General features: G+C 68.0%; 18 protein-coding genes. 8 read left to right on the top strand and 10 right to left on the bottom strand.

All coding sequences use genetic code 11. The features are described 5' to 3' along the window. Window positions 1-43 precede the first annotated feature (43 nt). The 5 genes from RHOOR87_RS0108330 to RHOOR87_RS0108310 all read right to left on the bottom strand — a co-directional run bounded on the left by RHOOR87_RS0108330 (window position 44) and on the right by RHOOR87_RS0108310 (window position 2,894). Window positions 44-649 (bottom strand): hypothetical protein, encoded by a 606-nt coding sequence (locus RHOOR87_RS0108330; RefSeq protein ID WP_027484768.1) that lies wholly within the window; start codon window positions 647-649, stop codon window positions 44-46. Window positions 650-769: 120 nt separating this feature from the next. Next, on the bottom strand, window positions 770-1,435 hold the full coding sequence (locus RHOOR87_RS0108325) for a hypothetical protein (protein WP_007510379.1): 666 nt from the start codon (window positions 1,433-1,435) through the stop codon (window positions 770-772). A gap of 2 nt (window positions 1,436-1,437) precedes the next feature. After that, the gene (locus RHOOR87_RS0108320) at window positions 1,438-1,959 is read right to left on the bottom strand and encodes a sigma-70 family RNA polymerase sigma factor (RefSeq protein WP_015447160.1); all 522 of its coding nucleotides are present in this window, start codon (window positions 1,957-1,959) and stop codon (window positions 1,438-1,440) included. A gap of 53 nt (window positions 1,960-2,012) precedes the next feature. Then, window positions 2,013-2,405, bottom strand: coding sequence for a hypothetical protein (locus tag RHOOR87_RS19110; RefSeq protein ID WP_027484767.1), 393 nt, complete (start codon window positions 2,403-2,405; stop codon window positions 2,013-2,015). Window positions 2,406-2,408: 3 nt separating this feature from the next. Continuing rightward, window positions 2,409-2,894, bottom strand: coding sequence for a hypothetical protein (locus RHOOR87_RS0108310; protein WP_015447158.1), 486 nt, complete (start codon window positions 2,892-2,894; stop codon window positions 2,409-2,411). Window positions 2,895-3,109: 215 nt separating this feature from the next. On the opposite strand from RHOOR87_RS0108310, the gene RHOOR87_RS0108305 reads away from it, so the two are divergent. The 4 genes from RHOOR87_RS0108305 (at window position 3,110) to RHOOR87_RS0108290 (ending at window position 9,655) form a co-directional block, all read left to right on the top strand. After that, a complete protein-coding gene (locus RHOOR87_RS0108305; protein WP_007510375.1) occupies window positions 3,110-3,697 on the top strand; it encodes a ComF family protein in 588 nt (195 codons plus the stop codon). Between the two features lie 647 nt (window positions 3,698-4,344). Beyond that, window positions 4,345-6,030 (top strand): site-specific DNA-methyltransferase, encoded by a 1,686-nt coding sequence (locus RHOOR87_RS19105; protein ID WP_027484766.1) that lies wholly within the window; start codon window positions 4,345-4,347, stop codon window positions 6,028-6,030. Window position 6,031: 1 nt separating this feature from the next. After that, window positions 6,032-8,542 (top strand): DEAD/DEAH box helicase family protein, encoded by a 2,511-nt coding sequence (locus RHOOR87_RS0108295; RefSeq protein WP_027484765.1) that lies wholly within the window; start codon window positions 6,032-6,034, stop codon window positions 8,540-8,542. Window positions 8,543-8,605: 63 nt separating this feature from the next. After that, window positions 8,606-9,655, top strand: coding sequence for a nuclease-related domain-containing protein (locus RHOOR87_RS0108290; protein ID WP_027484764.1), 1,050 nt, complete (start codon window positions 8,606-8,608; stop codon window positions 9,653-9,655). Window positions 9,656-10,037: 382 nt separating this feature from the next. On the opposite strand, the gene RHOOR87_RS0108285 is transcribed toward RHOOR87_RS0108290, so the two are convergent. Then, window positions 10,038-10,457, bottom strand: a complete 420-nt coding sequence (locus tag RHOOR87_RS0108285; RefSeq protein WP_027484763.1) for a type II toxin-antitoxin system HicB family antitoxin — start codon at window positions 10,455-10,457, stop codon at window positions 10,038-10,040. A 32-nt stretch (window positions 10,458-10,489) separates the two neighbouring features. Then, window positions 10,490-10,666, bottom strand: a complete 177-nt coding sequence (locus tag RHOOR87_RS0108280; RefSeq protein WP_007513282.1) for a type II toxin-antitoxin system HicA family toxin — start codon at window positions 10,664-10,666, stop codon at window positions 10,490-10,492. Window positions 10,667-10,844: 178 nt separating this feature from the next. On the opposite strand from RHOOR87_RS0108280, the gene RHOOR87_RS0108275 reads away from it, so the two are divergent. The 4 genes from RHOOR87_RS0108275 (at window position 10,845) to rapA (ending at window position 18,722) form a co-directional block, all read left to right on the top strand. Further along, the gene (locus tag RHOOR87_RS0108275) at window positions 10,845-11,507 is read left to right on the top strand and encodes a DUF502 domain-containing protein (RefSeq protein WP_027484762.1); all 663 of its coding nucleotides are present in this window, start codon (window positions 10,845-10,847) and stop codon (window positions 11,505-11,507) included. Between the two features lie 84 nt (window positions 11,508-11,591). Further along, on the top strand, window positions 11,592-13,403 hold the full coding sequence (locus RHOOR87_RS0108270; protein ID WP_027484761.1) for a M14 family metallopeptidase: 1,812 nt from the start codon (window positions 11,592-11,594) through the stop codon (window positions 13,401-13,403). A 120-nt stretch (window positions 13,404-13,523) separates the two neighbouring features. Further along, window positions 13,524-15,647, top strand: a complete 2,124-nt coding sequence (locus tag RHOOR87_RS0108265; protein WP_027484760.1) for a M13-type metalloendopeptidase — start codon at window positions 13,524-13,526, stop codon at window positions 15,645-15,647. 234 nt (window positions 15,648-15,881) lie between these two features. Further along, the gene (gene rapA, locus RHOOR87_RS0108260; RefSeq protein WP_027484759.1) at window positions 15,882-18,722 is read left to right on the top strand and encodes an RNA polymerase-associated protein RapA; all 2,841 of its coding nucleotides are present in this window, start codon (window positions 15,882-15,884) and stop codon (window positions 18,720-18,722) included. A gap of 47 nt (window positions 18,723-18,769) precedes the next feature. Here rapA and RHOOR87_RS0108255 read toward each other — a convergent pair whose 3' ends face one another. From RHOOR87_RS0108255 to RHOOR87_RS0108245, 3 genes are all read right to left on the bottom strand, one after another. Continuing rightward, window positions 18,770-20,125 carry an amino acid permease gene (locus RHOOR87_RS0108255; RefSeq protein WP_015447150.1) on the bottom strand — a complete coding sequence of 452 codons (1,356 nt, stop codon included), beginning with the start codon at window positions 20,123-20,125 and terminating at the stop codon, window positions 18,770-18,772. Window positions 20,126-20,150: 25 nt separating this feature from the next. After that, the gene (locus RHOOR87_RS0108250; protein WP_007513294.1) at window positions 20,151-20,768 is read right to left on the bottom strand and encodes a rhomboid family intramembrane serine protease; all 618 of its coding nucleotides are present in this window, start codon (window positions 20,766-20,768) and stop codon (window positions 20,151-20,153) included. A 139-nt stretch (window positions 20,769-20,907) separates the two neighbouring features. After that, the gene (locus tag RHOOR87_RS0108245; RefSeq protein WP_007513296.1) at window positions 20,908-21,597 is read right to left on the bottom strand and encodes a C40 family peptidase; all 690 of its coding nucleotides are present in this window, start codon (window positions 21,595-21,597) and stop codon (window positions 20,908-20,910) included. Between the last annotated feature and the right edge of the window lie 97 nt (window positions 21,598-21,694).

Genomic DNA, 21,694 nt, shown 5'->3' with positions numbered 1-21,694 from the left:
CACGGCACGGGGGCGCGAACCTGACGCGGATGGCCGCCGCCGCTCAGCCCACCACCCGCCCGTTGTGCTTCTTGCGGTAGATGCTGCGGCTGTCGCGCTGGTCGACGCGCTGGATGTGGCGCTGCTCGTGCGGCCCCACGTGGCCGTCGCGGGCGGCGCGCTGCTCGACCTGCGCGGCGTGCGCCTGGCGCCCCTCCAGCCGGGCGGTCTCGTGCGCGGTCAGCGCGCCGGACTGCACGCCGTGCTCGATGCGCGCCTGCTGGTGCGCGTCGCGCGCCACGTCACGCTGCATGCGCTCGGACGAGCGCGACGCCGGGTTGCCGCCGACGCCGTCGTGCCGCTCGGCATGGATGGCCCGGCTCTGGCGGTTCTGCGCCGCCGTGAGGCGTGCCTGCTCGCCCGCACTCAGGCTGCCGTCGCCAAGTGCGTGCTGCTGCATGCGGTCCACGTGCGCCTGGCCCTGTTCCAGCCGCGCCGCCTCGGCCGTGCTCAGCTGGCCGGACTTCAGCCCCTGTTCGATGCGCTGCTGCTGGTTGACGTCACGCTGGGTGCTGCCGGCCGCGGTCTGCGCCGCGGCGGCCATGGCGCCACCCAGGCCGATGCCGACGACGATGCTGGCGGCCAGCCACCTGCTGTAGAACCTGTTCATGGTGTTCCCTCCCTCGCACCGCCACCGTGGCGGGTTGAAGGCAGCAAACGAGGCGACCCCGCGCGCGGATGACGCCGATGGCCGGCACGGATTCAGCCGGCGGTCATCCGCCGCATCCGTTCACTCCTGCTCGAAGCGGGCGATCTCGTCCAGCTGGCGCGAAGCGCGCGCCAGGCTGCAACCGCTCATGTCGTCGACCACGCGCTGCAGCCACGGCGAGCGGAGCGGGCGACCGGCCAGGCGACGCGCCAGCCACAGGCTGAAGCCGACGCCAACGGCGCCGACCGCCATGTTGGCCCCGATCCAGCCCGAGGCCCCGACGAACAGGTCCGTCCCGGACCACCAGGTCAGCACCACCAGCGGCAGCAGCAGCCACAGGAACCACCACGGCAGGCCCAGCGCCAGCGTGCTGACCATGCGGAAGCGGCGCAGCTGCGCCAGCCGCCGCTGCAGCACCAGCACCGGCGCATCGAACAGATAGATGCGGCTGAGCAGGAACAGCTGGGTGACGCTCGACCAGATGCCGGCGATGCCGTAGGCGTGCAGCAGCAGGCCGATCACCAGCAGGTGCGTGACCTGCCGGTGCGCCACCCAGAACGAGGCGACGAACACCACGAAGGCCAGCCAGCAGGCGATCTCGACCGCCTGCCCCAGCAGGCTCCAGCGCAGCGTCGAACGCGCCTTGTCCATCCGCCGGTCGCGGAAGTCCTGGCGCAACAGCGCCTCCATGCCGTCCTGGCGCAGGTCCATGCGTGCCCACGCCTGTTTCATCTCATCGAGTTCCATCGTCATGCTCCGGTGGCCTGCGCGGCGGTCATCTGGCCGCGCAGTTTCTGCTTGATGCGACCGAGCTTGGTCGCCACGTTGGTTTCGCTGAGGCCGAGCACGTCGGCGATCTCGGCGTAGCTGCGGTCTTCCAGGTACAGCAGGATCAGCGCGCGGTTCAGCGGATCGAGCTGGCCGATGAACGCGTGCAGCGCGGTCAGCCGCTCGTCCTGTTCGGCGATCGGTTCGCCACCGCCGACGGTTTCCAGGTGGTGCGTGTCCAGCGGCTCGAAGCGGTCGGCCTCGGGCCAGCGCCGCGCCTGCGAGATCGCCACGTTCAGCGCGATGCGGTACAGCCAGGTGGAAAACTTCGCCCGCGCCGGGTCGTAGCCGCCGAACGACCGCCACAGCTGCGCGCCGATCTCCTGCACCAGGTCGTCGCGGTCGGCGGTGCTGCGGCTGTACAGGCCGGCCACCTTGAACACGATCCTGCGATGCTCGTGCAGCAGCGACTCGAAACGTTGCTGGTGTTGTCTGCCGGTCATGGACGCCTGCTTCCTCGCGGTTCACCCCATGATTCGCAGGGTACGGAAAAAAATCACAGGACACCGATGGGGAAACGGGTGCGGTTCCGAAGGTCGGCGAGGACATGGCGAACCCCGACCGGGAGGCTCCACAGGTCGGGCGGGAGGTACGGAACCCCGGCGAGGAGGTCGCGAAGCTCGACGGAGAGGTTCCGAACCTCGACGGGGACGTGCCCCAGGCCGGCGGGGAGGTTCGGAAAGTCGACGGGGCGGTAGCGAAGCGCGACGAGGAGGTTCCGAGCCTCGACGGGGACGTGCCCCAGGTCGGCGGGGAGGTTCGGAAAGTCGACGGGGCGGTGGCGAAGCGCGGCGCCGGGGTGGCGAACCGCGAGACTGCGGTAGCGCAGGTCCGTGTCGACCGGCAAAGTCCCGGCGGCGCGGTCGGCGACCGCCCCGCCGGGGTTCACGACTCAGGCCGCCGCCGGTTCCGGCACGGCACGGTTGGCGCGCGGGCCGGGGAAGCGCTGGCGCAGGTCGTCGTACACGTCCTGCGCGCCGTCACGGCCGCGGTGGGCCGCCTCGCGCACGCTCTGGTAGTACGCCAGGTCGGCCATCCACACCTCGCTGGCCACCAGCTGCAGCGTGTCATCCACGCTGGCGGCCAGCGTCTGCAGCTCCGCCGCGAAACGCAGCAGCTGGCTGCGCAGGGCGCGATCCTTCTGCACCTCGGCCAGGTCCACGAAGCCCGGCACGAACTGCGCCCGGTTCGTCATGTAGGTCACGCACTTCTCGTCGAACCCCACCGACTTCGGCCCCAGCCGCGGCAAGGCCTGCCGCTCCTGCGCCGACAGCGTCACCAGGAACGGCAGCACCGCGCGGGCCGCCGCCAGCGCACCCTGCACCGCCGTCACGTCCTCATCCGAAAGCACCGCCGAAATACGATTGTCGCTGGACATGGAAACACTCCTTGTCGTGATTCACGCCGCCCGATTGGCGGCGCGAAGGAGGTTAGCAACCGGCCGCTGCGGGCTTGGGGCGCGATGTGATGTAGGCGATGGCTGAGGCGGGGGATCGGTCTTGCCGCGATTCCGCACACACAAATCCACGGGCAACCGCGCGGAACCCGGATGGATACAATCGAATCGCGTTCACCCAGGCTAGGAGGGCTTCCATGATCGCGATCAACCCGCAGAAAATCACCGGCAAGTGGCTGGCCGGCATGGCTCTTGATTTCCATACGACCCGCAGCACACCGATTGGCCCCAACGCACAGGGCCACATGCAATTTGATACCAGCCGGCCGGAAATCGCCGAACTCCTGTACCGGCTCAAGTACCGGCAGGATCGCAGCGCTGCGCAAGCTATCATCACTACGGCTGCCAACTACCTGAAGCCATACCGGTCGAAATTCGACGTGATCATTCCTGTCCCGCCTTCCACGCCACGCGCCCTGCAGCCAGTCATCCTGCTGGCGCACGGCATCGGAGCCGCTGTCGGCCTGCCGGTGATCGACTGTGTTGGCACCACGCGGGCACCCGCCCAGCTCAAGGGCGTCGAAGATCCGACCCAGCGTGCGCAGTTGCTGAACGGGCTCTACACCGTGGATGCCCGACACACGGCGCGCAAGCGAGTGCTGCTGTTCGACGACCTGTTCCGCTCGGGTTCGACCTTGAACGCCATTACGGACGTGCTGTTGCAAGCTGGTCAGGCAATGAGCGTCAGCGTGCTCACCATCACCCGCACACGGAGTCACCATTGAGCACCATTTTCATCGGTGGCTCGCGCCACGTGTCGCACCTGTCCAGTCAGGTCAGGGAACGGCTGGACAACGTCATGAGCAAGGGCCATGACGTGGTCGTCGGTGACGCCAACGGTGCCGACCGGGCGGTGCAGAAGTTCCTGCATGAAGCGGATTACCGCAAGGTCACGGTGTACTGCTCAGGGCCTCGCCCGCGCAACAACCTCGGGCAGTGGAACCTGCAGGTCGTCACGCCGCCGAAGACCGCCAAGGGCTTCCAGTTCTATGCCGCCAAGGATCGCGAAATGGCCCAGGCTGCCGACTTCGGTCTGATGATCTGGGATGGCAAGAGCCCCGGCACCGTGCTGAACGTCCTGCGCCTTGTGCGCGCCGGCAAGGCCGCCGTGCTGATCCATGGCTCCGCCGCACCGACCACCCTGAAATCGGCACATGACTGGGAAACATTTCTGTCCGGCTGTAGCGACGGGTTGCGTGCCGACCTGCGCGACCGCGCCACTCCCGAGGAATGGCAGCCAGGTTCCAGTGACCCGCAGCATGGCCTGTTCACCTCGCGCGTGGCCGAGCAGGCCGCCGAACATCGCGTCGAGGCTCCAACACCGTCACCCGCGACGCCAGACAAAACGAAGGCATCGAACCAACCCGGCGCGATGCCGCAGCCATCCCGCTATGACCACCTGGGCAAGGACGCGCTGGTACGCCTGCTGACCCGTCGCGACACCGAGCGTCAACTCGGCCTGGTGTGGGAAAGGGATGACATCGACCCCGACACCGCGATCAACGATGACTACGTGGCGCTGGACCTCGACTCTGCGCTCAGCCACGGCGACGCGCCCTGGCGCAACCTGATCATCGAGGGCGACAACTACGACGCCCTGCGCGCCCTGCGCATGAGCCACGCCGGCAAGATCCGCTGCATCTACATCGACCCGCCGTACAACACCGGCAACCGCGACTTCGTCTACAACGACCGCTTCGTCGACAAGAGCCACCGCTTCCGCCACTCGCTGTGGCTGGAGTTCATGTACAAGCGCCTGCGCCTGGCCAAGGACCTGCTCGCCGACGACGGCGTGATCTTCGTCAGCATCGACGACAACGAGCTGTTCCGGCTGGGGATGCTGATGGATGAGGTGTTTGGCGAGGGGAACTTCATCGCCAATGTGATCTGGCAGAAGGTGTATTCGCCCAAGAACACTGCGCAGCATTTCTCCGACGATCACGAATACGTGATGGTCTATGCGCGCAACCGGAATCAATGGCATCCGAACCCGGTTCCACGCAACGCGGCACAAGACAGGGCCTACAAGAATCCGGACAACGATCCAAGGGGACCTTGGAAGCCAAGCGACTTGTCTGCACGCAACTACTACGGCGCTGGAACCTATTCGATCGAGTGTCCTTCCGGGCGCCTTATAAATGCACCGCCCTCTGGGATGTACTGGCGTGTATCGCGGGAAAAATTTGCGGAACTAGATGTAGACAATCGAATTTGGTGGGGGAAGAACGGCGACAACGTTCCGGCTATCAAACGCTTCCTCTCCGAAGTAAAGCAGGGCGTTGTCCCGCAAACGCTTTGGACCTACGGCGAAGTGGGTCATACGCAAGATGCCAAGAAGCAGCTCCTCGACGTGCTGCGTTTCGAGTCGTCCGGCGAGGTGTTCTCCACCCCCAAGCCGGTGCAGTTGATGGAACGCATCCTGCGCATCGCCAGCAATCCGGGCGACACCATCCTCGACTTCTTCGCCGGCTCCGGCACGCTGGCGCAGGCGGTGGCCAAGCTCAACGCCGAAGACGGCGGCGAGCGACGCTTCATCCTGGTCTCCAGCACCGAGGCCACCGACGAGCAGCCAGACAAGAACCTGTGCCGCGACGTCTGCGCCGAGCGCGTGCGCCGGGTGATGGGCGGCTATACCAATGCCAAGGGCGAAGCGGTGGCGGGCTTAAGCGGCAGCTTCGCCTACCTGCGCGCGCGGCGCATCGCACCGCACCGGCTGAGCGTGAAGCTGGAGCACGCCGAGGTGTGGCACGCGCTGCAGTTGCTGCACGATCACGCGCTGTCGCCGTGGCCAAACATCGGCTTTGCCGCCGACGGCGCGCTGGCCTATCTGGCCGACTTCCGCGAGGCGCACGTCGCGCACCTGCGCGACTGGCTGGCGGCATACCCGTGCGCGCATCCCTGCGCGCAAACGTCAAAGGGCGGCGATCCGTCGCCGCACTCTTCAATAAAAGCCCGCCCCACCATCTACTGCTGGTCACCCGAGCGCGTGCGCGAACTGGCGCCGGACGCCGACTGGCAACCCATTCCGCAAGCCCTGCGCGCACGCTTTGGACGCTGACATGCCGTTGAATCTCAAACCCTTCCAGGAAGAAGTGTGCGCGGGCATCGTGGCCCGCTTCGACAACGTGCGCGCGCTGTACGACGACCCGCGCCTGGGCGACAGCGCCGTGGTGGACGAAGTACGCCAGCGCGACGGCGCGGTGGTGCTGCAGGCACCGACCGGCGCCGGCAAGACGATCATCGCGATCGAGGCGCTGGCGCGTTTCAGCCGCGAGCGGCGCGTACTGTGGTTCTGGTTTGCGCCGTTCGCCGGGCTGGTGGAGCAGTCGCGCGCGGTAATCGCCGCACACGCGCCGTCGCTGCGCCTGCTGGATCTGGACAGCGACCGCCGGCTGGGCGCGGTGGACGGCGGCGGCGTGTTCGTCACCACCTGGGGCTCGGTGGCCGCGCGCAACGCGGAGAGTCGGCGCGCGCGCAGCAAGGGCGACGACGGCCAATCGCTGGATGCGCTGATCGTGCAGGCGCGCTTGGATGGCGTGCGCATCGGCTGCGTGGTGGACGAGGCGCACCACGGTTTCCACAAGGCTGCGCAGGCGCGCGCCTTCTTCAGCGAGGTGCTGAAGCCGGACTACACGCTGATGATGACCGCCACCCCGCGCGATGCGGACGCGCTGGCGTTCGAGCGCGACACCGGCTACCGCATCGGCGAGCCGGCCGACTGGGCCTCGGTGAGCCGTCACGCCGCCGTGGAAGCGGGCCTGCTCAAGCGCGGCGTGCGCATCGTGCGCTTCCTGGCGCGCGACGGCGATGCAGCGCAGCTGATCGACTTCGAGCACCTGGCGCTGCGCGAATGCGCGGCGATGCACCGGCACATCCACCACACGCTGCGCACGGCCGGCATCGCGCTGACGCCGCTGATGCTGGTGCAGGTGCCCGACGGCGTGCAGGCACAGAAGGACGCGCATCGCTACCTGGTCGACGTGCTCGGCTTTGCCGACAGCGCCGTGCGCGTGCACACCGCCGCGGAACCCGACCCGGACCTGATCGCGCTGGCCAGCGACCCGACCGTCGAGGTGCTGATCTTCAAGATGGCGGTGGCGCTGGGCTTCGATGCGCCGCGTGCGTTCACCCTCGCCGCGCTGCGCGGTGCGCGCGACAAGGCGTTCGGCGTGCAGGTGATCGGCCGCATCGTGCGCCGGCACGCGCTGCTGCAGGAACGCGACGACCTGCCGGAGATGCTGAGCCAGGGCTACGTGTTCCTCGCCAACGCCGAGTCGCAGGAAGGCCTGCTCGACGCTGGCGCGCAGATCAACGCGCTGACCACGCACGCACCTGAGACAGGCACGCAGACCGTCATCACGGTGATCGGCGACACGGCGCAGGTGCAGGTGGCGCGCAGCGGCGAGCCGCTGGCGCTGCTGGTGTCGCCGCAGGGCGTGCAGACGCAGGCCGCGCCGACGCCGGAAGGATCGGTACAAAACGCCGACGCCACCGGCGGCGACGTGGCCGGCGGCGAACGCGAACTGTGGGTGCCGGCAGCGCACGACCTGCTGCAACTGGCCGGCGTCGCCGGCACCGCCCCGGCGGCGACGCCGGATGCGCAGCGGCCGCTGCTGACCCTGGCCCGCGCCAGCGTGCACCGCTACCCGCGCCGGCCGGATGCCCCGAGCGTGCTGCGCAGCGAACGGCTGCCGCCGGCGCCGTCCGACTTCGAGGCGCGGCTGGTCGACTTCGTGGACTTCAGCGGCGAGGTGCTGAACAGCCGCACCCGCACGCGCGAGCGGGTCAGCCGCGACGAGCGCGATCTGTTCCAGGGCAACCACGTCGGCGACGACGGCAAGGATCTGTTTGCCGACCTCGCCCCCGAAGCCGTGGCCGAACGCGCCGAGCAGATCCGGCTGCGGCTGAAGGAGTCCAACGACCGCGAGTTGCATCTGCGCTTGCTGGAGCGCTTCCGCCGCGCGATCGAACTGGCCGGTGCCGAGGCACCGGCCGACGACGAGACCCTGATGCAGCAACTGGACTTCGTGCTGGTGCGCCACCCGACCTTGCTGGCCGCCGCCTACAAGCGCGCGCGACACGATCAGGTCGTCGACGTGGACGCGCCGCTGCGGGCCGAACTGCAAAGTGATTTGCGCCTGCCCAGCGCGCGACGCGCGCTGTACGGCGTGATGCCTGCGGGCCTGAACGACGACGAGCAGGCCGTGGCCCGGCTGCTGGACGACAGCCCGCTGGTGCGCTGGTGGCACCGCAACGCTTCGGACTACCGATACCCCGACGCGCTGGGCCTGTACCGCTGGGACGACGGCGACGGCTTCTATCCCGACTTCGTGGTGAGCCTGGCCGAGCGCGAAACGCCCGGCGGCATCGCCCTGCTGGAAGTCAAAGGCAACCAGTTCTGGGGCAAGACCGAAGAAGTGGAAAAAGCCACCGCCCGCCACACCGACTACGGCCCGGTCTTCATGGTCGGCCGCGAACGCGGGCAAGCCACCTTCAACCACCTGCGCAAGCTGGGCGAGAGGCTCGACACCGACGGCGCGTTTGCGGTGGAGCGGCTGCGGTATGTGTGAATAATCTGAGGCCCCGTGCGCACGCACGCGGCCACCCCAAGCCGCCAAGGAGGGTAAAACCCCATGTTGATCAAGAAAGCCGACGACCACAGCGAAGAACTGGCAGAACTTGAACGGTTGACCATGACGGGCCGCGGGGACGCGGCGATACATGCAAAGAAGGAGCTCGCGATCCGCCGCGCAGGCATGAAGGGCGAGACCGAGTCGGCTTACCTGATCGATTTCCATTTCGGGTCATCGACCAACTGGACGGTGATCCATGACCTTCGCATCGAGTACGACGGCCGCGTGGCGCAAATCGACCATCTGCTGATCAACCGCTGGATGGAGTGCTATGTGCTGGAGACAAAGCACTTTCGCGACGGCGTCAAGATCACCGAGGACGGCGAGTTCATGCGCTGGAACGGCTTCAAGCACACCTTCGAGGGGATGCCATCGCCGCTGGAGCAGAACGACCGGCATATCGCCGTACTGCGCGATGCGATGAAGGCGATAGATCTGCCTACCCGCTTGGGCATACGTATCCAACTCGCCTTTCAATCGCTGGTGCTGGTGTCGCCGACCGCACGTATTGACCGACCCAAAAAGTTTGACGCCAGCCGAGTGATCAAAGCCGATCAACTGCGCGAGCGAATCTCACGCGACATCGACAACGAGAACGGGCTGGTTGGCATCGCGAAGACCGTCGCAAAAATCGTGTCTTCGGATACGGTGCGCGATGTGGCGCAGCAACTGGCCAGACTGCATCGACCAGGCAACATGCAGCCCACGCCGGGAGCAACGGCATCGGTGGGTAACCCGGCAACTGCACACGGCCGCTCCGAAAAAATCGGCGAACCCCCGACAGCACCGTATGGCGTGGCCCCCGCCGTTGCGCCGGCGACGCTGTCTTCAAGCAGCGGGCCGCGATGCAAGGGTTGTCAGAGTGTTGATGGCCGCATCGAGTACGGCAAATACGGGTATTACTTCAAATGCGCGGCATGCAATGCCAACACCGCGATCAAGTTCACCTGTCAACCGGGCCACAAGCCGCGACTGCGAAAAGCGGGCGATCAGTTCTATCGCGAGTGCGCTGACTGCAGCGCGTCGGAGATTTATTTCATCAACCTTTGATGACGTCTACATACACCACATCAGGCCGTGCTGCGCCGTCGCTTTTTGGCGCGCTCCGCTCTCCTGCTCCTGCAACCGCGCAGCGGTTGCACACCGAGTGCGGGCCATGGCGAGGGCATGGATGCCCGAGTTGAGGCAACGCAGGCCCTCTCGCGTCTGGTGTGGCTGACGCTGTCGCAGGCTGACGAAAGCTCCTGGCTCTGAAGCTCTCCCGCGCTGCAGGCAGCCGAGAGCATCACCCACGAGTTCAACCACCTGCGCATGCTGGGCGAAAAGCTCGACACCGACGGCGCGTTTGCGGGGAGCGGTGCGGTATGTGTGAGCGGCAATCCGCCGCTCCGGGCACGACACCGCAGGGCAAAGGCCGGCGGGCGGCACCGCCCTACGCCGCCAGCACCGCCAGTTCGATCCGGTAGCCCAACGCGTTGAGCGCCGCCTCCACCTGTTCCAGCTTCGAGCTGTGGCGCAGGTCGAGCAGGCGGTCGACCTGGGGCAGATGCACGTCGAGCCGGCGGGCCAGGTCAGCCTTGCGCAACCCCTGTTCGCGCATGGCCCGGTACAGACCGAGCTTGGCCACCGCCAGCGGCGGCAGCTCCACCAGCCGCTGGCCGCGCTTGCGCGCGCCCGGCGGCGGAATGTCACGCCGGTCCTGCATGTACGCCTGCAGTGTGGTTTCGATGCCGTCGACGGCTTCGCGCAGAGCCTCGCCCTCGGTGTCGCCGACGCTGGAAAACTCCGGCAGGTCCGGACAGGTCACCATCACCACGCTATCGGCACGGGTCAGCTTGACGGGGAATTTCATCGTGGCTCCTGATCCTGTGGTGTCGCGAATACTCAAAGACCCAGGTCCTTCAGGATCTTCTTGCGCAGCGGCTCGGGCATCTCTTTCGATCCGTGGAAGGGAAAGACGGAAGTCCGGCCTCTGTAGCGCGCCAGCTGGTGGCTGCCCTTGCCGGGCTCGAAGCTCACTCCCTGCTGCCTGAGCCACCGCTGGAACTCGCTGTACTTCATCGGCCTCTTCCTTGTCGGCACGCACGCAGCATAACAACATTCGTGTTGCGCACAACACAAGTGTTGTCGTGCTTCCGCGTTTCAACTGCCCTCTTTTCAGGCCAGCCGGAAAGAACAGGAAACAGCCCGCCGCAGGCCTGGCCTACAATGCCGGGAAACCCCCACGCCCCGGACCCCCATGCCCCGCCTGCGCTTCAAACGCTACCTGCTGACCGGCCTGCTCACCTTCCTGCCGCTGTGGGTGACCTGGCTGGTGTTCAAGTTCGTGCTGGGGCTGCTGGCCGGCATCGGCGCGCCGATGGTCGCTGCACTGCTGAACGGCCTGGCGCTGGTGGCGCCGCATACGGCCGAATCGCTCAAGGTGGAATGGCTGGTTTTCATACTGGCGCTGCTGATCACCCTGGTCGCGCTGTACCTGCTTGGCTTCGTGGCGAACCGGGTGATCGGCCAGCGTTTCCTCAATGCCTTCGACGCCCTGCTGGCGCGCATTCCGCTGGTGCAGACGATCTACGGCGGCACCAAGAAGCTGATGGCGGTGCTGCAGAACAAGCCGTCCGGCGTGCAGCGCGTGGTGCTGGTGGAGTTTCCGCGTCGCGGCATGACGGTGGTCGGCTTCGTCACCCGGGTGATGATCGAGGAAGGCAGCGGCCGCGAGATGGCGGCGGTGTTCATCCCGACTACGCCGAACCCCACCGGCGGCTATCTGGAAGTGGTGCCGCTGGACGAACTCACGCCGACCGACTGGACCATGGACCAGGCGATGGCGTTCATCATCTCCGGCGGCGCGGTGGCGCCGGACACGTTGCCCGCCTCGCACCGCCTGCCTGCCGAAAACCCGTAGGGGCGCGCTCGCGCGCGATGCTCTTCGTCGACCCCCGGAAAGCTTCGCGCGCAAGCGCGCTCCTGCAGCAAGCCGAGACTCGCCATGCACCGATTGCTGTTGTCTGCCCTGCTCGGGCTCGCCGCCTTTGCGGCAAGCGCCGCCGACTGGACCACCCCGGCCGAGGCCGCGCAGTTCCGCACCACGCCGAGCTACGCCGACACGCTCGCGTACCTGCAGCGGCTGCAGCGGGCCGCGCCGGGCGTGATCCGGCTGGAGACCTTCGGCAGCACGCCGCAAGGGCGACCGATGACGGTGGTGATCGCCAGCGCCGACGGCACCTTCGATCCGGCCGCCGCGCGCGCCGCGCACAAACCCGTCGTGCTGCTGCAGGCCGGCATCCACCCCGGCGAGATCGAGGGCAAGGACGCCGGGCTGATGCTGCTGCGCGATATCGCGGTCACCGGCAAGGTCCCGCACCTGCTCGACCAGGTGGTGCTGGTCTACATCCCGGTGTTCAACGTGGACGGCCACGAGAATGCTTCGCCGTACCACCGCATCAACCAGAACGGCCCGGAGCGCATGGGCTTCCGCGGCCAGGCGCAGTACCTCAACCTCAACCGCGACTACGTGAAGGCCGACGCGCCGGAAATGCGCGCATGGCTGAAGCTGTGGCAGCGCTGGCTGCCGGACTTCCTGATCGACGTGCACACCACCGACGGCGCCGACTACCAGTACGACCTCACCTGGTACACCGAAGACCCGCACAAGCTCGACCCCGCGCTGAGCGCGTGGCAGCGCGACGCCATCGTCAAGCACGTGATGCCGGCGTACGAGAAGCGCGGCCACCTCGCCTCGATCTACCTGGAGTTCAAGGACGGCCGCGACCCACGCAAGGGCATCATCAATTTCGGTTCCGGCCCGCGCTTCTCCACCGGCTACGCGGCGCTGCAGAACCGCCCCGCGCTGCTGATCGAGACGCACATGCTGAAGCCGTACGCGAACCGCGTGCGCGCCGTGTACGACCTGGTCGAGCTGCTGCTGGAACAGGTCGGCGCGCACCCGGCCGCCCTGCTCGCCGCCACCGCACAGGCGGATGCCGCCACCATCGCCCGCGCCCATGACGCGAACGCGCGGGTGGCGCTGAGTTTCGAGCCCGATCCGCAACCGACGAGGTTCGAGCTGAAGGGTTACGCCTTCACGCTGAGCCACAGCGACATTTCCGGCAGCGAGTGGATCCGCTACGACCCGCGCACGCCGAAGCGCTACACCATCGACAACTGGAACGGCCTGCTGCCGGGCGTCTCGATCGCGCCGCCGGCCGCCTACGCGGTGCCGGCGCCGTGGACGGCGGTGATCGAGCGGCTCGACGCGCACGGCATCGCCTACCGGCGCACCGCGCGCCCGCTGACGATCCGCGCCGAGGGCTACCAGCTCGACGATCCGGTGTGGGCGAGCAAGCCGTTCGAGGGCCACCTGATGCTGCGCGACTTCCGCCTGCGCGCGGTGCCGCGCGAGGTGACCCTGCCGGCCGGCTCGGCGATCGTGCCGCTGGACCAGCGCGCGGCGAACGTGGCGATCGAGCTGCTGGAGCCGCAGGCGCCGGACTCGCTGCTGCGCTGGGGCTTTCTGGACGCGGTGTTCGAGGCCAAGGAATACGGCGAGCCGCGCGTGGTCGAACAGCTGGCGCGCGACATGCTGGCGCGGGACCCGGCGCTCAAGGCCACGTTCGCGCAGAAGCTGCACGACGACCCCGCCTTCGCCGCCGACAGCCGCGCCCGGCTGATGTACTTCTTCGAGCGCTCGCCGTGGTACGCCGCGCAAAACGTGGGCGCCTACCCGGTGCTGCGGCTGGACGCGGCGGCGTGGCGGCAACTGGCGCCCTCGGCAACCGCTTCCAGTCCGTCGCAACCCTGACCTTTGACACTGTGCCCCCCATGACGTTTGGCCTAGCGTGAACGGCCACGTCCGCGTTGCGAGGGGGGGACCCGACGACGCGGCCTGATGACACCACCCACCATTCACAGAGGGATATCCATGACCAAGCAGTTTCTGAAGCCGCTGGCGCTGGCGCTGGCCGTCAGCCTGGCGTTGACCGCCTGCGGCAAGCACGAGGCAGCCAGCAACGCGCCGGCTCCGGCCAGCACCGCGCCGGCCGCCGCCGGCACCACCGCCGCCGCCGACCTCGGCAAGAGCATCTTCGACGTCAGCGAGCTGGGCGACGGCGCGCAGGCGTGCCAGGACTTCAACGGCTTCGTCAACGCCAAGTGGGTCAAGGCCAACCCGATCCCGGCCGACCAGACCGTGTGGGGCGCCTTCAGCCTGCTGCACGAAAAGAGCCTGGCCGACCAGCACCAGCTGGTGGACGACGCGGTAAAGAACGCCGACAGCGCCAAGGCCGGTTCGATCGAGCAGAAGATCGGCTGGCTGTACCACGCCAGCATGGACATGGACGCACGCAACAAGGCCAGCTTCGATCCGATCAAGGCCGACCTCGCCGGCATCGACGCGCTGAAGTCGAACAAGGACCTGCCGGCATGGCTGAGCCAGTCCTTCGCCAAGGGTGACGGCGCGGTGTTCGCCTTCGGCTCGGGCGCCGACTACAAGGACGCCAAGGTGCAGATCGCCTACACCGAGCAGAGCGGGCTGGGCCTGCCCACCACCGATTACTACACCGACGCGAAGTACAAGGACATCCGCGACAGCTACGTCAAGTACCTGGCCAAGCTGTTCGAGATGACCGGCAGCAGCGCCGCCGACGCAAGCAAGCAGGCCGCGCTGGCGATGAAGTTCGAGACCGACCTGGCGCAGCACTCCATCCCGCGGGTGGAAATGCGCAAGCCGGAGAACCAGTACCACTTCGCGACCGTCGCCGAGGCGAACAAGGTCACCCCGCACTTCGACTGGAATGCGTTCTTCACTGGGCAGGGCGTCACCGTCGAGAAGGGCTTCTCGCTGTCGCAGCCGAAGTTCTTCGCCGAGTTCGACAAGCTGGTCGCCAGCGCGCCGATGGACGAATGGAAGGCCTACCTGAAGGCGCACACCATCTCCAACGCCGCCACCGCCCTGTCCGAGCCGTTCGTGGACGCGCAGTTCGATTTCTACGGCAAGACCCTGCGCGGCCAGCCGGAACAGCAGCCGCAGTGGAAGCGTTCGCTGAACGCGGTCAACGGCGCGATGGGCCAGGCGCTGGGCCAGCTTTACGTGGCCAAGTACTTCACCCCCGAGGCCAAGGCCCGCGCGGAAGAGCTGGTCACCAACGTGCGCGACGCGCTGAAGACGCGCATCCAGAACCTGGACTGGATGAGCGAGGAGACCAAGGCCAAGGCGCTGGACAAGTGGTCCAAGTTCCTGCCCAAGATCGGCTACCCGGAAACCTGGCGCAGCTGGGACGGCCTGAGCATCAGCAAGGACGGCTACTACGCCAACATGCAGGCGGCCAGCAAGTTCAACTACGAGTACGACATCGCCAAGATCGGCAAGCCGACCGACCGCAAGGAATGGGGCATGACCCCGCAGACGGTCAACGCCTACTACAACCCGACCGACAACACGATCAACTTCCCGGCCGCGATCCTGCAGCCGCCGTTCTTCGACGCCAAGGCCGACGACGCGATCAACTACGGCGGCATCGGCGCGGTGATCGGCCACGAAGCCAGCCACGGCTTCGACGACCAGGGCAGCCAGTTCGACGGCGACGGCAACAACGTCAACTGGTGGACCGACGCCGACAAGAAGCAGTTCGAGGCGCGCACCGGCAAGCTGGTCGACCAGTTCAACGCCTACGCGCCGCTGGCCGACCACCCCGAACTGCACGTCAACGGCACGCTGACCCTGGGCGAGAACATCGCCGACCTGGGCGGCCTGAACATCGCCTATGACGCGCTGCAGACCGCGCTGAAGAAGAACCCGGCCGAAGCCGGCAAGAAGATCGAGGGCTACAGCGAGGACCAGCGCTTCTTCCTCAACTGGGCCCGCGTGTGGCGCGGCGACATCCGCGAGAAGGCGCAGATGGTCTATCTGAACGCCGATCCGCACTCGCCGATGAAGTTCCGCGCGATGGGCGCGCCGTCGAACATGCCGACCTTCGCCAGTGCGTTCCAGTGCAAGCCGGGCGACGCCATGGTGCGTGCCGACGACAAGCAAGTGAAGATCTGGTGAGTCCGCGGCCGCCACGGCATCCGCCGTGGCGGCCAGCTCGCCAGCCCGGAAACGCCGCGCCACTGCGCGGCGTTTTTCTTTCCGTCGCCTGCGCATGCCGGGGCCAGGCGGCACCGATGCCGACGGCTGGCCGCCGCGCGGCACCCCGAAACCGCGCGCGGCCGCGCCGCGGCGGTTCCCAGCGCGGGCCGTGGAGCGGATAATCGGCGGCCCTTGATGCCGCACGGTCGCCCCATGTTCGTCCCTGGTCAACGCTGGATCTCCTCCGCCGAACCCGAGCTAGGCCTCGGCACCGTGCTGCGCGTCGAGGGACGCGGCGTACAGGTGCTGTTCGCCAAGGCCGGGGTGCTGCGCCCGTATGCGGTCGATTCGGCGCCGCTGCTGCGCGCCGAGTTCCGCGCCGGCCAGCGCGTCGCCGGCAAGGGCATTGCGTTCCTGGTCGAGCGCGTCGAGATCAAGGACGAGCTGCTGATCTACCGCGGCGAAGGCCGCGAACTGCACGAGGGCCAGCTCGACGACGAGCAGAGCGTGAGCCAGGCCGACGACCGCCTGATAGGCGGGCGCACCGACGCGGTGGCGCAGTTCGAGCTGCGTCTGGAAGGGCTGAAGCGACGTGCCGAGGCACGCCGTTCGCCGATGTGGGGGCTGTGCGCCGCGCGGATCGGACTGGTACCGCACCAGTTGCGCGTGGCCGGCATCGCCGCTGCCCGTCGCCCGCCGCGAGTGCTGCTGGCCGACGAGGTCGGACTGGGCAAGACCATCGAGGCGGGCATGATCATCGCGCGTCAGCTCGCCGCCGGTCGTGCTTCGCGCGTGCTGCTGCTGCTGCCCGACACGCTGGTGTATCAGTGGTTCGTGGAGATGCTGCGCCGCTTCAACCTCAGCTTCGCGATCTACGACGAGGAACGCTGCGAAGCACTGGAACAATCCGGCGACGCCGACAACCCGTTCGAGGACGAGCAACTGGTGATCGCCGACTTCGGCTTCCTGGAAAGTTCGCCGAAGTACGCGCGGCAGCTGCTGGACGCGCCGTGGGACCTGCTGGTGGTGGACGAGGCGCATCACCTGGCGTGGTCGCCGGAAGCGGCCAGCCCGCGCTACACGATGGTGGAGCAACTGGCCGCGGCGATTCCCGGCGTGGTCCTGCTCACCGCCACCCCGGAACAGCTCGGCCGCAGCGGCCACTTCGCCCGTCTGCGCCTGCTCGACCCACAGCGCTACCACGACCTGGACGGCTATCTGGCCGAAGCGGACAGCTACCTGGCGCTGTCGAAGATCGCCGACCGCCTGCAGGACGGCCAGCCGCTGGACGACGCGCAGCGCGCCGCGCTGGCCGAGGCCTTCCATGGCGACCAGGCGCTCACCGCCCGGCTGGCCGACCCGACCAAAGCGGACAACGCGCGCGAACTGCTGGCCGCGCTGATCGACCGCCATGGCACCGGCCGCGCGATGTTCCGCAACAACCGCGCCGGCGTCGGCGGCTTCCCGCAGCGCCGACCCGAATGGCACCTGCTGCCGATGACGACGCTCGACGACAGCGCACGCCAGGCGCTGCTGGCCGAATTCCACGCCGACATCCAGCAGCCGCCCGCGCTGATCGAGGTCGATTACGCCGCCGACCCGCGCCTGGATGCGCTGGTCACCCTGCTCGACGCCCACCCGCAGGACAAGTTCCTGCTGATCTGCCGCAGCCAGGCCAAGGTGCTGGCGCTGGAGGAAGCGCTGCGCACCAGGAGCGGCGTCGGCGTGGCACGTTTCCACGAAGGCCTCGGCATCGTGCAGCGCGACCGCAACGCCGCGTATTTCGCCCAGCCCGACGGCGCACGCTTGCTGCTGTGCTCGGAGATCGGCTCGGAAGGGCGCAACTTCCAGTTCGCGCACCGGCTGGTGCTGTGGGATCTGCCGTTGGACCCGGACTTGCTCGAACAGCGCATCGGCCGGCTCGACCGCATCGGCCAGCAGCACGACATCGCGATCCACATCCTGGCCGTGGCCGACAGCGCCCAGCACGTGCTGGCGCGCTGGTACGACGAGGGCGTCGACGCGTTCCGCTCGAGCCCGGCCGACGGCCGCGAGCTGCTGCGCCGCTACGGCGAGCCGCTGACCCGGCTGGCCGACGAGCATGCGCGCGACGACGACAACCGCGACCAGGAACTGGACGCGCTGCTGGCCGAGACCCGCGCCAGCCACGAGCAGATGGCCGCGCTGATCCGCGGTGGCCGCGACCGCCTGCTGGAGCTGGCCGCCAGCCGCGACCTGCACGCCGACGAGCTGCAGCAGGCGTTCGCCCGCGAAGACCGCGACCCCGGCCGCGATGCCTTCGTGCAGCGCCTGCTGGAGGCGTTCGGCATCCACGCCGAGGAACTCGGCGGCCAGGTGCTGCTGCTCGACCCGCAATACCTGTCCACCGACGCCCTGCCCGGCTTCGCCGAGGGTCCGCAGTCGGTGACCTTCGCGCGCGAGGTGGCGCTGGCGCGCGAGGAACTGCCGCTGCTGCGGCTGGACCACCCGCTGGTCGCCGGCGCGCTGGACCTGGCCCTGTCGGGCGAACAGGGCAACGCCGCCTTCATGGTCGACGACGTGCTGCCGCCGCGCACCGCGCTGCTGCAGGCGGTGTTCCTGCTCGAATGCGTGGCCGAGCGGAAACTCGACGCCGAACGTTTCCTGCCGGTGCTGCCGATCGCGGTCACCGTCGACACCCGGCTGGCCGAGCGCGCCGACTTCGCACCCAGCGAGGTCGCGCTGCGCAAGGCCGGCGACCGCAACATCGAGGTACCGCGCTACCGCAAGTTCCTGGCCAAGCTGGTGCCGCCGATGCTGGAGCGCGCCGAGGCGCTGGCCGGCACGCGCGGCCAGGCGCGCATCGACGAGGCGGTGGCGCTGGCCACCGCGGCGCTGGACGCCGAGCTCTCGCGCCTGCTGGCGCTGCGTGCGGTGAACCCGTCGGTCAGCGAAGCGGAGATCGCCGCCATCGCCGCCGAGCGCGCCGCCCTGCTGGCCGCGCTGCCGCAATCGCGGCTGCGGCTGGATGCGGTGCGTTTCGTGGTCAGCGCGGACTTCCTGGCGTTGCGCTGAGGCCCACCCCGCCCCGGTGTGCGGAGAAGGCCGCGGCACCCCTCAGCTCAAGCCGACGCCATGCGCATGCGCTGCTCGATGCCGCCCACGCGGTAGCCCACCGTCAGCAGCGCCAGCCAGATCACGCCCACGTACAGTGCCACGCGGGTGTCCGCGCTGTAGCCGAGCATCACCAGCACGAACGCCAGAAACGCCAGGCAGACCACGCTGCTCAGCGGAAACCAGCGCAACCGGAAGGCCAGCGGCACCGGCTGCTGGCGGCGGAAGCGCCAGTGCGCCACCAGCACCATGCCCCAGGTCCACACCGTGTTGAAGGCGAGGATCGACATCATCATGCCGAAGATGCGCCCCGGCACCAGGTAGTTCATCAGTACGCCGAACAGCAGGAACACCAGCGTCACCAGCACCCCGCGCACCGGCACGCCCTGCGCACTCAGCCGCCCCATCGCCATCGGCGCCTGCCCCTTCGTGGCCAGGCTGTGCAGCATGCGGCTGCCGCTGAACATCGTTGAGTTGAAGCTGGACAGCGCCGCGGTGATCACCACGAAGTTGATCAGCCCCGCCGCCTGCGGAATGCCCAGCCTGGCGAACGTGGTGACGAACGGACTGCCCTGCGTGCCCAGTGCGTTCCACGGGTAGATCGCCATGATCACGAACAGCGAGCCGATGTAGAAGATCAGGATGCGCCAGATCACCGAGTTCACCGCACGCGGAATGGTGCGCTCCGGCTGCGCCGCCTCGGCGGCAGCCATGCCGATCGTCTCGATGCCGCCGAAGGAGAACACCAGCACCGGCAGCGCCAGCACCATGCCGGTGATGCCGTTCGGGAACCAGCCGCCGTGCGTCCACAGGTTGCTGAGGCCGATCGGCTTGCCGCCGTTGCCCCAGCCCAGCCAGATCATCGCGCAGCCGCCGGCGATCATCGCCACCACCGTGAGCACCTTGATCAGCGCGAACCAGAACTCCAGCTCGCCGTAGACCTTCACCGCCATCAGGTTCAGGCCGCCGATCATCGCCACGCTGGCGAACGCCCAGATCCACTGCGGCGATGCCGGAAACCACGCCTTCATGTAGATGCCGACCGCCGTGCTCTCGGCGATGCCCACGCCCATCATCAGGATCCAGTAGTTCCAGCCGGTGAGGTAGCCGGCGAACGGGCCGAGGTACTTGTGCGCGTAGGCGCTGAACGAGCCGGCGATCGGCTCGTGCGCGGCCATCTCGCCCAGCGCGCGCATGATGATGAAGATCATCGTGCCGCCAAACAGGTAGGCGAACAGCAGCGACGGCCCGGCCAGCTGGATCGTGCTGGCCGAGCCGAGGAACAGACCGGCGCCGATGCACATGCCCAGTGCCATGAAGGTGATGTGGCGCGGGGTAAGCTGGCGCTGCAGGGTCTGGGTCATGGGTGCATTCGTGGCGTGGAAGCGCTCAGCGTAGCAGGCGGCGCCTCGGTTTCCACGGCAGCCGCCCGCGCCAGTACTGGATCAGCACCAGGCCGCCGAGCATGCCGCCGAGATGGGCGAAGTGGGCCACGCCCGGCTCGATCCCGGTCACGCCCATGGTCAGCTCGGCGGCGGCGTAGAGGATCACGAACAACCACGCCGGCATCGGGATCGGCAGGAAGATCAGCATGACCTTCTCGTGCGGATACAGCATGCCGAACGCCAGCAGCAGGCCGAAGATCGCGCCGGACGCGCCCAGCGTGGGGCCGTACTGGGCCGGTGGGAAGAACCACAGCACCGCCAGCTGCAGCAGCGAGGCGACGATCGCGCAGACGAAGTAGTAGACGGTGAACTCGCGCGCGCCAAAGGTGCGCTCGATGGTGCCGCCGAACATGTACAGCGCGAGCATGTTGAACATGATGTGGGTGACGCCGCCATGCATGAACGCGCTGGTGACGATCTGCCATACCTCGAACAGGCCGGAGCCGAGCGGCCACAGCGCGAAGTGCAGCAGCAGGAACTGGCCCGCCACGAACTGCAGGAAGAACACCGCCACGTTGGCAATCAGCAGGTTGCGGGTGACAGGCGGCAGGTCCAGAGGCATCGGGCGGTTTCCGTGGAATCAGGGAGCAGCATAACGGCGCAACCGCCGGCAGACCGCGCCCGGCGGCGATGGTTCATCCGCCGCGGTCAGCAAAAAGCCGCCTTGCGGCGGCCTGGCGAGGCACCGGCGCCGGCAAGGTTCAGCCCTTGTCGACCACCTGCGCCATCGCTTCCGGGCGCTTGGCGCCGGCGAAGCGCTTGGCCCAGTACCCCTCGTTGAGGCTGGAGATCTCCACCGACTTGCCGCTGGCCGGCGAGTGGATGAAGCGACCATTCGAGATGTAGATGCCCACGTGCGAAATGCGCCGCTTGCCATGCGTGCGGAAGAACACCAGGTCGCCCGGCTGCATGTCGGCACGATTGACCTTGAGCCCGGCCAGGAACTGCGACGCGGAGTTGCGCGGCAGCTGCATGCCGACCGCGTGGGCAAACACGTAGCGGACGAAGCCGCTGCAATCGAAACCGGTGGACGGGTCGCGACCGCCCCGCACGTAGCGCGTGTCGCGCAGCTTCATCGCCATCGCGATCAGCGACTTGCGCAGGTCGGTGATGTTCGCGCTGGCCGCCGCCGTGGCGGCGTCCTGCTCGTCCGCGGCATCGGCTAGCGGCTGTGCCGGCGCCTGCAGCGAGGCGGCGTCCGGGAGCACCGACCGCGCCAGCGCGGTCGCCGGGTCGAGGATCGGCAGCTGGACCGGCAGGGGCGAATCGAGGGTGGCGGCCGGCGTGCTGCCGGTGGCGGGTGAAGCGGGGAGGCTCTTGGCTTGAAGCGGGCCGGATGCCAGCAACACGAAGACGAGCGCGGCGGCGGCAGTCAGTGGCTTGATGGGCATGCCAGGGAAAATCCCTTGTTGTTCACAGGATTGGCCGCCCGACAGAAGCCGACGACGTGACGAAGTGGTGAACTTAACAAGAAGGGGACGCCCAGAT

Origin of the sequence: Rhodanobacter sp. OR87, assembly GCF_000473345.1 — a bacterium.
Classification (GTDB): domain Bacteria; phylum Pseudomonadota; class Gammaproteobacteria; order Xanthomonadales; family Rhodanobacteraceae; genus Rhodanobacter; species Rhodanobacter denitrificans.
Note: the sequence above shows the minus strand (reverse complement) of the source record. Positions and strands in the feature narration are given on the sequence as shown.

Coding starts and splice junctions, on each gene's coding strand:
- RHOOR87_RS0108290 (WP_027484764.1), top strand. CDS start 8,606: ATGTTGATCAAGAAAGCCGACGACCACAGCGAAGAACTGGCAGAACTT.
- RHOOR87_RS0108330 (WP_027484768.1), bottom strand. CDS start 649: ATGAACAGGTTCTACAGCAGGTGGCTGGCCGCCAGCATCGTCGTCGGC.
- RHOOR87_RS0108310 (WP_015447158.1), bottom strand. CDS start 2,894: ATGTCCAGCGACAATCGTATTTCGGCGGTGCTTTCGGATGAGGACGTG.
- RHOOR87_RS19105 (WP_027484766.1), top strand. CDS start 4,345: ATGCCGCAGCCATCCCGCTATGACCACCTGGGCAAGGACGCGCTGGTA.
- rapA (WP_027484759.1), top strand. CDS start 15,882: ATGTTCGTCCCTGGTCAACGCTGGATCTCCTCCGCCGAACCCGAGCTA.
- RHOOR87_RS0108245 (WP_007513296.1), bottom strand. CDS start 21,597: ATGCCCATCAAGCCACTGACTGCCGCCGCCGCGCTCGTCTTCGTGTTG.
- RHOOR87_RS0108275 (WP_027484762.1), top strand. CDS start 10,845: ATGCCCCGCCTGCGCTTCAAACGCTACCTGCTGACCGGCCTGCTCACC.
- RHOOR87_RS0108265 (WP_027484760.1), top strand. CDS start 13,524: ATGACCAAGCAGTTTCTGAAGCCGCTGGCGCTGGCGCTGGCCGTCAGC.
- RHOOR87_RS0108325 (WP_007510379.1), bottom strand. CDS start 1,435: ATGGAACTCGATGAGATGAAACAGGCGTGGGCACGCATGGACCTGCGC.
- RHOOR87_RS0108255 (WP_015447150.1), bottom strand. CDS start 20,125: ATGACCCAGACCCTGCAGCGCCAGCTTACCCCGCGCCACATCACCTTC.
- RHOOR87_RS0108250 (WP_007513294.1), bottom strand. CDS start 20,768: ATGCCTCTGGACCTGCCGCCTGTCACCCGCAACCTGCTGATTGCCAAC.
- RHOOR87_RS0108305 (WP_007510375.1), top strand. CDS start 3,110: ATGATCGCGATCAACCCGCAGAAAATCACCGGCAAGTGGCTGGCCGGC.
- RHOOR87_RS0108295 (WP_027484765.1), top strand. CDS start 6,032: ATGCCGTTGAATCTCAAACCCTTCCAGGAAGAAGTGTGCGCGGGCATC.
- RHOOR87_RS0108320 (WP_015447160.1), bottom strand. CDS start 1,959: ATGACCGGCAGACAACACCAGCAACGTTTCGAGTCGCTGCTGCACGAG.
- RHOOR87_RS0108280 (WP_007513282.1), bottom strand. CDS start 10,666: ATGAAGTACAGCGAGTTCCAGCGGTGGCTCAGGCAGCAGGGAGTGAGC.
- RHOOR87_RS0108285 (WP_027484763.1), bottom strand. CDS start 10,457: ATGAAATTCCCCGTCAAGCTGACCCGTGCCGATAGCGTGGTGATGGTG.
- RHOOR87_RS0108270 (WP_027484761.1), top strand. CDS start 11,592: ATGCACCGATTGCTGTTGTCTGCCCTGCTCGGGCTCGCCGCCTTTGCG.